Source organism: uncultured Parabacteroides sp. (genome assembly GCF_947855115.1).
Classification (GTDB): domain Bacteria; phylum Bacteroidota; class Bacteroidia; order Bacteroidales; family Tannerellaceae; genus Parabacteroides.
This window is the reverse complement of sequence record NZ_CANTZW010000023.1, coordinates 1-13,589: the sequence shown is the minus strand read 5'-3', so window position 1 is coordinate 13,589 and position 13,589 is coordinate 1. Positions and strand designations below refer to the sequence as shown.

Here is a 13,589-nt window from a genome sequence, read left to right as displayed (position 1 = left end):
ACTTTTAACAAGCGATTTTTAATCAATTTTCGGTCGAAGGAGATTTTCTTCTTCTATAAAATGAACAGGATATTTGTTCCAGTATTTCGTATATACCCAGTCCTGTTGCCCGTCGAAATTCAGTTGGTACATTCGGAATGTAACCAGAAAGTTTTTCGGTTGCCACAATTCCTCATAAGAGTATTTATATTTCATACCTATAGCTTGCATCACTTTTCCACTTCTGGGATTGTTTACATCGTGCGTGGCTGTGATATAAGGGATATCCATTTGCTTCAACATGTCCACTACCGCTAGGCAAGCCTCGGTACAAATACCTTTATGCCAAAACTCTTTCTTGATGCTATAACCTAAATCGTGGCTGTCGTCTCCGCATACATGGATACAACCGATGGGAATATTATCCTCTTTCAAGCAGATTGCGTGATAAATTCCTTTTTGTTGAATCCAGCTTTCTATGTACGTAAGATAGTCTTCTGCTTCTTTTATGTTTTGCAACGGGAACATGGGCAAAAACTTATTCACTTCCTTATCACTTAGTATAGCGAATAAAGCGGTTGCATCTTCTTTAGTGAAATCTCTTAAAATCAGTCGTTCTGTTTCCAAGTGGTTCATATTCGCTCTTAGATATTAGTAATACGGTTACAAACATAATGAAAATATGTCTATTAATTCTCAATCATAACTGCGCTAATCTGCGTTTTTTCAAGGTTATTCCAGAGAATTTGCCTAAGTTTGCCTTCCGATTTGAAATTAAATTAGAAAACATGATAAGTTACCTTCAGATAGATAAGCTGACCAAGAGCTTCGGTGATTTGGTTCTTTTCGAGGATATAACGTTTGGAGTCGCGCAAGGACAGAAGATCGGATTGATCGCTAAAAACGGTACGGGTAAGACTACCTTATTGAATATTATCGGTGGTAAGGAGGATTACGACTCGGGTGAGGTGGTTTTCCGGAAAGACTTGCGGGTCGGGTATTTGGAGCAATCACCTTCCTACCCGGAAGAACTGACCGTGCTACAGGCTTGTTTCTACTCGAAGAACGAGACCGTCCGGTTGATCGCCGAGTACGAGGAGGCGATGGCGAAAGAGGATCACTCGAATCTGGAGGACATCCTTACCCGTATGGATAGCTTCAAGGCGTGGGATTATGAGCAGAAAGCAAAACAAATCCTCGGGCAGTTGAAGATCCGTAATTTCGATCAGAAGATCGGAGAATTATCCGGTGGCCAGTTGAAACGGGTTGCCTTGGCGAATGTCTTGATCACGGATCCGGAATTGATCATCTTGGACGAGCCGACCAACCATCTGGATCTTGAGATGACCGAATGGCTGGAAGATTATCTGAGCCGTGCCAATATCAGTATCTTGATGGTGACGCACGATCGTTACTTCTTGGATCGTGTATGTAGCGAGATCATCGAGATCGATAATAAGCAAATCTATTCGTATAAAGGTAATTATAGCTATTATCTGGAGAAACGCCAAGAGCGTGTCGAGGCGATGAACGCTGACGTGGAACGTGCGAAGAATCTTCTCCGTACGGAACTGGATTGGATGCGCCGCCAGCCACAGGCACGAGGTACGAAAGCGAAGTACCGTATCGACGCCTTTTATGAGCTGGAAAAGAAAGCGAAGCAGCAACGGGATACTGGAAAGGTGAACCTGGACGTGAAGGCTTCTTATATCGGCTCTAAGATTTTTGAGGCGGTGAATGTGAGCAAACGTTTCGGTGATTTGAAGATTACGGAGGATTTCAACTATATTTTCGCCCGTTATGAAAAGATGGGTATTGTTGGGAACAACGGTACGGGTAAATCTACCTTTATCAAGATGCTGATGGGGGAGGTAGCTCCCGATAGCGGTCATTTCGATGTGGGCGAGACCGTTCGCTTCGGTTATTACAGTCAAGATGGCTTGAGGTTCGATGAGCAAATGAAAGTGATCGACGTGGTGCAGGCGATCGCCGAATACGTGGATTTGGGTAACGGACAGAAAATGGGAGTCTCTCAATTCCTGAACTATTTCCTGTTCTCGCCTGAGAAACAGCATAATTACGTTTATAAATTGAGCGGTGGCGAGAAACGGCGGTTGTATTTGTGTACGGTATTGATGCGTAGCCCGAACTTCCTGGTGCTTGATGAGCCGACCAATGATCTGGATATCGTAACCTTGAACGTATTGGAAGAATATCTTCGTAATTTTAAGGGATGCGCCATCGTCGTTTCTCACGACCGTTACTTTATGGATAAGGTGGTAGATCATTTGCTGGTTTTCCGGGGTAACGCCGATATCAAGGATTTTCCCGGTAACTATACGCAGTACCGGGACTGGAAAGAGGTACAAGATCAACTGGAAAAAGAGGCGGAGGCCGCTCTGCAAGCGAAACAAAACCCAGCTCCGGAGAAACCGTCCCGTCCTGCGGGTGAGCAAAAGAAAAAACTCACTTTCAAGGAGCGGAAAGAGTTTGAGGCTTTAGAGGAAGAAATCCCGGCTTTGGAGGCAGAGAAAGCGGAGTTGGAAACCTTGATGAGTAGTGGTACCTTATCTCCGGACGAACTTATGGCTAAATCTCAACGGATCACCCAAGTCATGGAGGAGATCGATGAGAAAACGATGCGCTGGCTGGAATTGAGCGAGCTGGCATAAGTAATAAAATAGAGGAATGAGCGAGACTAAGCCTGTACTTTGGAACCGGAATTTCGTCCAATGTTGTATCTCTTACTTCTTGATGAATTTCGCCTTTTATATGTTGATGCCTACTATGCCGGTCTATTTGGTGGAAGAGTTGAGCATCAGCACGTCCGAGGTGGGGATGGTCTTGTCTAGCTATACAATCGGTTTGCTGTGCGTACGCCCGTTCTCGGGATATCTGGTGGATTGTTTTTCCCGCAAACCGTTATATGTATTCGCTTTCACGATATTCGCCTGTTTGTTTGCCGGTTATTGGTTGGCCATGACGGTTTATACGATCATGGCGGTTCGTTTCATTCAAGGAGGGTTTATGGGGCTGACCTCTGTCTCCGGTAATACGATTACGATAGACGTGATTCCTTCCAAGCGAAGGGGGGAAGGTATGGGTTTCTACGGATTGACGATCAATCTCGCTATGTCTTTGGCTCCTTTGGTAGCGGTCGGGCTGTACGACCGGCATGGGTTCTTCTGGATCATAGGGGTTGCTTTGGTGATCGCCTTGATAGGGATTGGTTCTGTCGGGCTGATTCGTTACCCGAAGCGGGAGAAAGTGCCTCGTCCGGCATTCTCGTTGGATCGTTTTATCTTGGTGAAAGCGCTTCCGGCGGCCTTGGCCTATTTGCTGGTCGCTATACCTTATGGGATGTTGCTCTCGTTCGTGGTATTATATGGTAAAGAGATTGAGGTGCCTAACCCCGGCTATTTCTTTATATTTATGGCGATCGGTGTAGGGACGGCCCGTTTGATTTCCGGACGGTTGGTGGATCATGGTAAGATCCATGTCGTGTCCATCGTATCTTTGATTTCTTTAGCGATCTCGTTTTCCGTGTTCGCTACCGTACATACATCGTTTGTCTTTTTTGCCTGTGCCTTGGCGATCGGTATCGGTTTTGGCGTGAGTGTGCCGGCTTTTCAATGTCTTTTTGTGAATGTCGCTCCGCATCATATGCGTGGTACGGCCACTTCTACTTACTTGACCTCTTTTGATTTCGGGATGGGGGTCGGAATGTTATTCGCAGGTTTTATCGCTACTCATGCTAATTTGGCTACCGCCTACGGAGTAGGGGCGGTATGTTGCCTTCTTTCCTTATTTGTTTATATCCGTTTGGTAAAAGCTTCGTACGAGAGGAATAAGCTGATTCCTTGATCTGCTCGATTCCCGATTTCGTCTAAACCCGTGGGGCACTTCGTCGATTCTTCCTTTTCAGGCGGGAAGCCTTACCCTATATTTGTATCAAAGATCACAGAGAAATAGGTTTTAAGGTTTAACAAATGAAAGGAATAGGTAGTATGAAACGTTTAGTGATGGCTATATCAGCCCTGTTGGTAAGTGTGACAATGAGTTTCGCGCAGGAATCGAGCTTAGGTAAAGAACCGTTTGTAGTCAATGTGCCTCAATTGGTAAGCTATCTGGAATTACGTCCCAGCCAGATTGATGAGGTAGCGATGATCAACGACTATTTTATGGAAAAGCAGAGCGAGAGTTTGAGGGGAAGTGATAAAATGAGGGATAAACGGATGCGGCAAGCCGTATTTGGCAACTTGAAGTTGATGAAAAAGGCGTTGAGTGCCGATCAATACCGGAAATACGTGGCTTTGATCAATGTAACCTATAATCACCGATGGAGATTATAGAATAGATGGGGTATCTGTAAGAATATACTTGGTTTTTTGTTTACATTATAAATGTTGTATATTATTAAATAGATAGTATTTATGTAATATGTATTACAAAATGATTGCCATATGCCTTGATATATATCAATAACGTCAATTGTTTGCGAAAATTAACCATATTGAAGAACAATGTTATAAAACATGCTGTTATATTTGCAGTAACAAAAAGAGAAAGAAGATGCGGAAACGCCGCATTTATTAGTTAAGGTCTTAGTTTAGGTTTAAATTTTAGGTATTATGAGACGTTTAGGTATGATGGTAGTCGCTTTAATGATGGTAGCGACAATGAGCTTCGCTCAAAAGGTTAGTGATTCAAAGGGTATGAGTTTCGATAAGTTGAGCAGATATTTGCAGCTTGACGAAAGCCAGATCGCTGAGGTATCAGAGATCAATGCTTACTTTGAGAATCAATTAGGTCAACCTCTGTCTGCGGAAGTGCTTTGCAATAACGCAAGACCGGAAGAAACTCGCAACGCATTGTTATGTAATTTGAAACTGATGAAACGTGCGTTGACTAAGGAGCAATATCGTAAATATGTAGCGTTGATTAATGTGACTCGCGCTAATCAGGAAGATAAGATTTCTAATCCGCTTTTAGACAGCTATTTGGCTGAGAAATAATTAAGCCTGTGTGATTGGGCTATGTGTTTTTAAGGTTTTTGTTTAGGTTTAACAATTTAAGGTTTTTAGGTATTATGAAACGTTTTGGAATGGCAGTCGCAGCCTTATTGATGTGTGCGACAATGAGCTTCGCTCAGAAACCAAGTTTGAGTAGAGAACCGTTTGTGGTAAGTACAGAAAAGTTAGCGAATTATCTGCAATTGACTCCGAGCCAGTTGGATGAGGTCGCTAATATCAATGAATATTTCATCGAGATGCAGAATGCTAGCGTGAAAGCTAGTGCCAAATTGCAGGATAAAAAGATGTATCAGGCGGTTTATGGTAATTTGAAATTGATGAAGAAGGCTTTGACTCCGGATCAATATCGTAAGTATGTTACTTTATTGAACATCACGAATAATAATAACCGTACGATGGGGGTTAATACATTCCCGGATGTGTATTTGGCTGATAACGCAAATAAGTAATTTGTACGGTATAAAATGTGTATTCCCCGCTATTTACCTTTTAACAGGAAATGGCGGGGATACTTTTTTTTGAGGCTTGCGTATAATTCGAAGAAGATTATGTAAGTTTGCTGCGTTTTATAAATAACGCTTAATTCGAGTCATGACAACACAAAAATTTTCAGTTCCTTCTAATGCTACTTTGAAGAAAAATCTAGTAGACTACTCCTTGATCGTTGTAGGTTCATTCTTACAGGCGCTTAGTTACGTGCTTTTCCTTGCGCCTTACAAAATCGTACCGGGAGGTGTGTACGGTATCTCTATCGTGATCCATTATGTGACAAAAAATTTGTTCCCGTTTTTCCCGGATGGCTTACCGATGGGTGCGACGGCGCTTTGCTTTAATATCCCGTTGATGATTTTGGCGATGAAAAAGATTGGGTTGTCTTCCGGACCGAAGACGATCGTCACTTTTCTGCTGATCTCTATATTTACCGACTCGTTGTCTTATTTCCTTACCGATCCTTTGGTGGAGAATGATGCCTTTATCGCTGCTTTTTATGGAGGGGCTGTATTGGGACTGGGAGTGACTTGTATTTTCCGTGCGCAAAGTACGAGTGCGGGGACGGACGTGTTGGCACGTGTGATAGCCAACGACTCGAATTTGAAAGTCAGCAATATGATTATCCTGCTAGACTCCGCTGTCGTTTTACTAGGACTGATCGTGTTTAAGGATTGGGCGGTGCCCTTGTATTCTTGGTTTACGATCTTTGTCTATGGTAAGATCGTGGAGATGTTTCAGACAGAAAATCCGAATCGCGCCGTCTTTATCGTTTCCCGTAAAACAAAGGAAATGCGTGATTTGATCGTTGATAAAATGGGGATGCGAGGAACTTTTATCCATGGTAAAGGTATGTATGAGGGGCACGAGACCGAGATTATTTTCACGATTGCCGAACGTAAGGATATGCCTCGCTTGAAAGATGAGGTGAAAGATATTGATCCCCATGCTTTTGTCTCTACAATGCACGCAAGCAAGGATTCTCCCAGACCGGGCATTTAGGGAATTGAAAATTGTGAGTTGAAAATTGAAAATTAGGAGGGGGATTGAGGCAAGAGGTTTCTTTTTGTAAGCCTTGTTTGCATTTTAATTTTCAATTTTCAATTTTCAATTCTTAATTATTTCCTATCTTTGTCGCTAATAAATAAACATTAGATAGTAATGCCCAACATTTCACAACGAGGGGTCGATATGCCGGCTTCTCCCATTCGAAAACTGGTACCGCTGGCTAATAAGGCAAAAGCGAAAGGTATAAAGGTGTATCATCTGAACATCGGTCAGCCCGATTTACCTACTCCTGAAGTCGCGATGGAGGCGATGCGCCATATAGATCGCAAAGTGTTGGAGTATTCGCCCAGTGAAGGTATCCGTAGTTTCCGCGAGAAACTGGTTAAATATTACGCAAAGTTCAATATTAATGTAGACGTAGACGATATCATTATCACTACCGGAGGTTCGGAAGCCGTATTCTTCTCGTTTATGGCTTGTTTGGACCCTGGGGATGAGATTATCGTGCCGGAGCCTGCTTATGCCAACTATATGGCTTTCGCTATTTCAAGTGGTGCCGTGATCAAGACGATTCCTTCGACCATAGATGAAGGTTTTGCCCTTCCTTCCGTAGAGAAGTTTGAGGAATTGATTACCCCCCGTACGAAAGCGATCTTGATTTGTAATCCCAATAACCCGACCGGTTATCTCTATACCCAAAAAGAGATGGACCAGATCCGGGATATCGTGAAGAAATATGACCTTTTCCTGTTCTCGGACGAGGTATATCGTGAGTTCTGCTATACGGGTGCCCCTTACATCTCCGCTTTTCATTTGAAAGGAATCGAGAATAATGTCGTGCTGGTGGATTCTGTTTCCAAACGTTATAGCGAGTGCGGTATCCGTATCGGTGCGTTGATCACTAAGAACCAAATGGTGAAAGAGAATGTTATGAAATGGTGCCAGGCTCGTTTGAGCCCGCCATTGATCGGACAGATTATTGCCGAGGCTTCCTTGGATACTCCGGATGATTATATGCTGGATGTATATAATGAATACGTAGAGCGGCGCAAGTTCTTGATTGATGGCTTGAACCGTATTCCGGGATGTTACTCTCCGATACCGATGGGCGCTTTCTATACAGTGGCCAAACTTCCGGTGGATGATGCCGATAAGTTCTGCGCTTGGTGCTTGGATGAGTTTGATTACGAAGGTCAGACTGTCATGATGGCACCGGCCTCCGGTTTCTATACGACACCCGGATTAGGCAAGAATGAGGTGCGTATGGCTTATGTCTTGAAAAAGGAAGATTTGGCGAAGGCGTTAACGGTATTGGCGAAGGCGCTGGAGGCTTATCCGGGAAGAACAATTTAGCTGACAGTTGACAATTGTCAACTATCAACTGTCGACTATACATGAACTTAGAATTATTTATAGCAAAAAAAATACATTTCAGCAAGGAGGGGGATCGCGAGGTTACTCCTCCGGCTGTTCGTATTGCCATGATCGGGATAGCGTTGGGATTGGCGGTGATGATCCTCTCGGTGGCGATCGTGGTTGGTTTTAAGAAAGAAGTCCGTAACAAGGTGATCGGTTTCGGCTCGCATATCCAGATCACGAATTTTGATAATAACTCTTCTTATGAGTCGCAACCGATAGCGGTTAGCGATACTTTATTGAATGCGCTCAATACGTTTCCGGGGATTCGCCATGTGGGGAAATTTGCGACAAAACTGGGTATCTTGAAGACCGATCAGGATTTTCAAGGTATTGTCGTGAAGGGAGTGGATACGGATTATGACTGGACGTTTTTTAAAGATAACATGAAAGAGGGCGAGATCTTTACGGTACAGCCGGATAAGAACTCTACGAATGTTATTATTTCCAAATACCTATCCGACTTGTTGGGGCTAAAGGTTGGAGACGCTTTCCTGACGTATTTCGTACAAGAGGATGTGCGTGCCCGTAAATTCACGATCACGGGGATCTATGAGACAGGCTTTCTGGATTATGACAAGCTGTTCGTAATAGCTGATATCAAGCAGATGCGTCGCCTGAATGGTTGGGATAAGGATCAGGTGAGTGGGTTGGAATTGCAGGTAGATGATTATGATCGTTTGGATCAAATTACCGAGGATGTCTATTTTGATCTGGCAGAACGGCAAGACCGGAATGGCAATACGTTTTATGCCCGTTCGATCAAGGAATTGAACCCGATGATTTTTAACTGGCTGGATGTGTTGGATATCAATGTGGTGGTTATCTTGGTACTGATGCTTTCCGTCGCCGGCTTTACCATGATCTCAGGATTGTTGATCATTATCTTGGAACGTACCAATATGATCGGAATCTTGAAAGCCTTGGGGCAAAATAATAATAGTATCCGCAAGATATTCTTGTATGTCTCTTTCTTCTTGATAGGCAAAGGGATGCTGTGGGGGAATGTGATCGGTATCTCTCTTTGTTTGCTTCAATCTCATTTCCATATTATCAAATTAGATCCTTCCGTTTATTATTTGGATGCCGTGCCTGTCGATCTGAGCCTATTTTCGCTGATCCTTTTGAATATAGGGACATTAGCAGCCTCTATGTTGATGATGTTAGGGCCTTCTTATTTGATTACGAAGATTGATCCGGCCAAAAGTATCCGTTTTGAATAAAAGCCGTATCTTTGGCCTATATTCTAGTTTTGCCGGATTGATATGACTGATATTATCTCAAAAGAAAAGCGTAGCTATATCATGTCTATGATTAAGGGCAAGAATACAAAGCCCGAGATTATAGTGCGTAAATACTTGTTCCATTGTGGTTTTCGTTTCCGTGTGAATGTAAAACGCCTCCCTGGTACCCCCGATATCGTATTGCGTAAATATAAGACAGCTATCTTTGTGAATGGCTGTTTCTGGCATGGGCACGAAGGTTGCCCAGAATTTCGCCCTCCACGTACCCGGGTAGAGTGGTGGACCGAGAAACTGAACCGGAATAAAGCCCGGGATACCCGTGTACGTGAGGAATTACGGGCGATGGGTTGGAATACGATGGTGATCTGGGAATGTCAACTTAAGCCCAAAGAGCGGCAAGCCACTTTAGAGAATGTCGTCCGTTTATTGGAAAAGACGTATGTAGAATCTACTTACCAAGCGAAGTTTACCCCAGCCTATCCTCTTGTGGAAGGAGAAGAATTACCTATGGTGGCAGAGAAAGAGACTTCCTATGAAAGCGTTCGCCACTAATTCTCCAACCGGAATGTATAGTCTTTACTGTTTCTGAAAAGTCGGTAAATACGAACATATCCATTGAACATCGGTTGAATAAACTCCAATAGGAATAGCCAACCGATTGCAGGGCTTTGTTGAAGCATTCGGGCAGATTTGCCGAAAACGATCGCTTTGATTATAAAACGTATCAGATATAGTAATACGGCAAATAGGGAAACTAACCAGTTGCCTGATAGACCGATTACGACCGCAGCGATAACCGATGCTTGGAAAAGAAAGAAACAGGCAGATTCTAGATGGTAGAACGTTAGAGCGTTTCCTTTGTAATACCGTTGAGTGGAAGCTCGGGAAATTTTCATCTCTTTCCAGACTCCGAAACGTTCGATTCGATCCATTTCCGTCAAGCTGTCCGGAGTATAGGTTACTCTCGTATTCTCTTTGGTTGAGGCTTCGTTGATGAATAGGTCATCGTCTCCGGCATGCAAATTCAAGGATTGATAGAATCCCTTATGCTTAAAGAATAACTCTTTGCGGTAAGATAAATTCCGTCCGTTTCCGGTATATGGATGATGGGAGAGGGCAGAGGATAAATAACGTAAACCCGTCAATAAGTTATCGTAAGCGATTAGCTTATGGAAAAGTCCCTTATAATTACCATATTTGCAGTAACCCAAGACGATACTGGTTTCGGGTGTGTAGCGGCCAACCATGGCAGATAGCCATTGATCGTTGAGAGGTTGGCAATTTGCCTCGGTGAATAGAAGAATGTCGTATCTAGCAGCTTTGGCTCCTAAGGTAAACGCTAGTTTACGGCGGCTCAGATACCGGACATTCGAAGGAATATAGGTATGATACAAATGTTTATACTCATTTTGGAAGCTTTTTAACGTATCGTCGGTATCGTCGCTCGAGCCATCGTTGATAACAATTACCTGATATTCCGGATAATCTTGTGTGAGTAATGCGGGAAGATGTTTCTTAAGGTTCTCTGCGCTATTTTTGGCATAGATGATTATAGAAACAGGGATTTTATTACTCTCCTCGAATGTACGATCTATTTGTTTGGAAGCACGTAAAGGACGGGCATAAGCGATCAGATAATAAAGAGACAAGATAACGAACCCTATCAAGGAAATCACCGATAGGAAAAGTTCTGTATTATTGAGTAGAAACATAATATGTACCAATGTGTTAAATATCAATGCTCTAAAACGACAATATACCTATGCGATACCTGGAATGTATTCGCATGGGTATATTGATATAGTAGCGGAGCGCTATTACCTCTATTATATCGTATCGGAATAATAAGCTTTCGGTAACTGGCGGCAGTTGTATTGGGAGGCCATGACCTCACCATAAGCACCGGCAGAACGAAGAGCGATGAGATCTCCGCGATGAGCTTTGTTCAGCTCTACATCCTTACCGAATACGTCCGATGATTCACAGATCGGACCTACCACATCGTAAGCCTCTATAGGTTCATCGCTGCTGATATTCTCGATACGGTGATAAGCGTCGTACATCGCCGGACGGATCAATTCCGTGAAACCGGCGTCAAGGATCGCGAACTTTTTCGTCTCGCCTTCCTTCACATATAATACCTTAGAGATCAAAGTACCGCATTGAGCGACGATCGAACGTCCAGGTTCAAAATGCACTTGTTGGCCCGGACGTATTTGGAGTAGTTTATGAATGGCTGCGAAATAGTTGTCGAAAGCCGGAATCGATAAATGATTCGGGTGATAGTAATCAATACCTAACCCTCCTCCGAAGTTCAGGTTCTCTACCGTAACTCCGTGAGCTTCCAATTCCTCTTGTATCTCGTTGAAACGGATTACCAAATTACGGAAGCTAGACATATCCGTGATCTGCGAACCGATATGGCTATGGATACCGATCAACTTCACGTTCTTCATCTCTTTTAATTTATCCAGCACACCTCCTAATTGGCTAAGGTTGATACCGAATTTATTCTCCTTCATACCCGTCGTGATCTTGGCATGCGTATGGGCATCCACTTCCGGATTGATACGAAGGGCGATAGAAGCCACTTTATTCTTGGCGGCCGCCAGTTCATTGATGATTTCCAGCTCAACGGCAGATTCTACGTTAAAACAGAAAATATCATTATCCAGTCCGAGGTTGATCTCCCAATCCGCTTTACCTACACCGGCGAAGACAATCTTGTCGGCGGGGAAGCCGGCATTTAAAGCTGCCTGTACCTCACCACCGCTTACGCAGTCGGCACCAAGGCCATTTGCCGCTATGATGGAAAGGATACGGGGATTGGCATTCGCTTTCACGGCATAATGCACGTGGTAACCATATTTTCCGGATTCGGTTTTTACTACGTCTAATGTGTCTTGCAATAGCTTGACATCATAATAATAAAAAGGCGTAGAAAACTGCTTAAACTTTTCTATAGGAAATATTCCCTTTAACATAATTGAAAATTGAAATTGAGAATTGAAACTAATAAAGAGGAGCTGTGCATAATTGAGAATTGAGAATTGAAAATTAGGAGTATCCATACATTTTCAATTCTCAATTCTCAATTTTCAGTTATTAAAGAGGTGGTCACTTAAAGCTTGCAGCGCTCTTTGCTTGTCCGAGGCCTTGACCAGCAAGGAAACGTTGTAGTTGCTACCTCCGTAGGAGATCATGCGGACTGGTACATCCTTCATGGCTTGTACGATACGAGCCTCGAAGCCGATGTTGTCCCATTCAAGGTCGCCAACCACACAAACGATAACCATATCCTCATCTACGCTTACGGTTCCGTATTTCTTCAAATCGTCAACGATCTCTTCCAGATGCTTGCGGTTATCGATCGTAACGGAGACACCTACCTCGGAGGTCGTAACCATATCGATCGGGGTCTGATAGTTCTCGAAGATCTCGAATACCTTGCGTAAGAAACCTGTAGCCAACAGCATACGTCCGCTCTTGATCTTGATAGAGGTAATATTGTCTTTAGCGGCAACCGCCTTGATCTTACCTTTCTCAATTACGTTGGAGATTAATGTGCCTGGGGCATCCGGCTGCATCGTGTTTAACAAGCGAACCGGGATGTTGTTCAGTTTCGCAGGCAATATACAAGTCGGGTGAAGTATCTTGGCTCCGAAATAAGCTAATTCCGCAGCTTCCTCGAAATGTAATTGGCGAACAGGAGATGTGCCCTGTACGACACGGGGGTCGTTATTATGCATACCGTCTATATCCGTCCAGATCTGGATCTCTTCCGCATTGACCGCTGCGCCGATCAAGGATGCGCTATAATCGCTACCACCCCGTTGCAGGTTATCGATCTCGCCATAAGCATTGCGGCAGATATAACCTTGCGTGATGTATAGGTCAGCGTCTTTATTATCCGCAAGTATTTTAACTAATTTCTCTTTGATATAGACAGGATCCGGTTCCGCGTTCTTATCCGTGCGCATATAATCCAGAGCTGGGATCAATACGGATTTCACGCCGCATTCGTTCAAATAAAGATTCATCATACCCGTAGAGATCAACTCTCCTTGTGCCAAGACAACCTTTTCCTCGAACAAGGTAAACAAGTCTTTCGTGAACGTGCGGATATAATCGAAATGAGATTTTATCAGTTCTTTGGCCTTCTGCTTATATTCCTCGGTGCTGTATAGTTCCTCAACATGGCCCATGTATTTCATGGCAAGTTTGTTGATGATCTCATTCGCTCCGTCCGGGTTCTTTTTGTACAGGTAGTCGGAAATCTCGACCAACGAGTTGGTTGTACCCGACATGGCTGACAATACAACGATCTTACGGTCTCCCGTGATCAGTTTCGCTACATCTTTCATTCTCTGTGCAGATCCCACAGAAGTACCGCCAAACTTTAAAACTTTCATTTTCTTTT

The 13,589-nt window shown here is 43.6% G+C and carries 13 protein-coding genes; 9 read left to right on the top strand and 4 right to left on the bottom strand.

Features of this window, described 5'->3' with window-relative positions; genetic code table 11:
- Positions 1-18: 18 nt before the first annotated feature.
- Positions 19-615 (bottom strand): GNAT family N-acetyltransferase, encoded by a 597-nt coding sequence (locus Q0110_RS13400; protein WP_297907240.1) that lies wholly within the window; start codon positions 613-615, stop codon positions 19-21.
- A 152-nt stretch (positions 616-767) separates the two neighbouring features.
- On the opposite strand from Q0110_RS13400, the gene Q0110_RS13395 reads away from it, so the two are divergent.
- The 9 genes from Q0110_RS13395 to Q0110_RS13355 all read left to right on the top strand — a co-directional run bounded on the left by Q0110_RS13395 (position 768) and on the right by Q0110_RS13355 (position 9,721).
- Positions 768-2,651: an ABC-F family ATP-binding cassette domain-containing protein gene (locus Q0110_RS13395; protein ID WP_297907237.1), complete on the top strand. Its 1,884-nt coding sequence runs from the start codon at positions 768-770 to the stop codon at positions 2,649-2,651.
- Between the two features lie 16 nt (positions 2,652-2,667).
- The gene (locus Q0110_RS13390; RefSeq protein ID WP_297907231.1) at positions 2,668-3,843 is read left to right on the top strand and encodes an MFS transporter; all 1,176 of its coding nucleotides are present in this window, start codon (positions 2,668-2,670) and stop codon (positions 3,841-3,843) included.
- Positions 3,844-3,986: 143 nt separating this feature from the next.
- On the top strand, positions 3,987-4,331 hold the full coding sequence (locus Q0110_RS13385; RefSeq protein ID WP_297907228.1) for a hypothetical protein: 345 nt from the start codon (positions 3,987-3,989) through the stop codon (positions 4,329-4,331).
- Positions 4,332-4,610: 279 nt separating this feature from the next.
- Complete coding sequence (locus Q0110_RS13380) at positions 4,611-4,994, top strand: hypothetical protein (RefSeq protein WP_297907225.1); 384 nt, start codon at positions 4,611-4,613, stop codon at positions 4,992-4,994.
- 74 nt (positions 4,995-5,068) lie between these two features.
- Positions 5,069-5,461: a hypothetical protein gene (locus Q0110_RS13375; protein ID WP_297907222.1), complete on the top strand. Its 393-nt coding sequence runs from the start codon at positions 5,069-5,071 to the stop codon at positions 5,459-5,461.
- Between the two features lie 142 nt (positions 5,462-5,603).
- The gene (locus Q0110_RS13370) at positions 5,604-6,503 is read left to right on the top strand and encodes a YitT family protein (protein ID WP_297907219.1); all 900 of its coding nucleotides are present in this window, start codon (positions 5,604-5,606) and stop codon (positions 6,501-6,503) included.
- Between the two features lie 159 nt (positions 6,504-6,662).
- Positions 6,663-7,862, top strand: a complete 1,200-nt coding sequence (locus tag Q0110_RS13365) for a pyridoxal phosphate-dependent aminotransferase (RefSeq protein ID WP_297907216.1) — start codon at positions 6,663-6,665, stop codon at positions 7,860-7,862.
- 41 nt (positions 7,863-7,903) lie between these two features.
- A complete protein-coding gene (locus Q0110_RS13360; protein WP_297907213.1) occupies positions 7,904-9,148 on the top strand; it encodes an ABC transporter permease in 1,245 nt (414 codons plus the stop codon).
- 42 nt (positions 9,149-9,190) lie between these two features.
- Complete coding sequence (locus Q0110_RS13355) at positions 9,191-9,721, top strand: very short patch repair endonuclease (protein WP_297907210.1); 531 nt, start codon at positions 9,191-9,193, stop codon at positions 9,719-9,721.
- On the opposite strand, the gene Q0110_RS13350 is transcribed toward Q0110_RS13355, so the two are convergent.
- From Q0110_RS13350 to Q0110_RS13340, 3 genes are all read right to left on the bottom strand, one after another.
- Entirely contained in the window at positions 9,718-10,881 is a 1,164-nt protein-coding gene (locus Q0110_RS13350; protein ID WP_297907207.1) for a glycosyltransferase, read from the bottom strand. The two genes, Q0110_RS13355 and Q0110_RS13350, sit on opposite strands and share 4 nt — an antisense overlap.
- A gap of 114 nt (positions 10,882-10,995) precedes the next feature.
- Positions 10,996-12,153, bottom strand: a complete 1,158-nt coding sequence (lysA, locus tag Q0110_RS13345; RefSeq protein WP_297907204.1) for a diaminopimelate decarboxylase — start codon at positions 12,151-12,153, stop codon at positions 10,996-10,998.
- Positions 12,154-12,267: 114 nt separating this feature from the next.
- On the bottom strand, positions 12,268-13,581 hold the full coding sequence (locus Q0110_RS13340; RefSeq protein ID WP_297907374.1) for an aspartate kinase: 1,314 nt from the start codon (positions 13,579-13,581) through the stop codon (positions 12,268-12,270).
- Positions 13,582-13,589 lie beyond the last annotated feature (8 nt).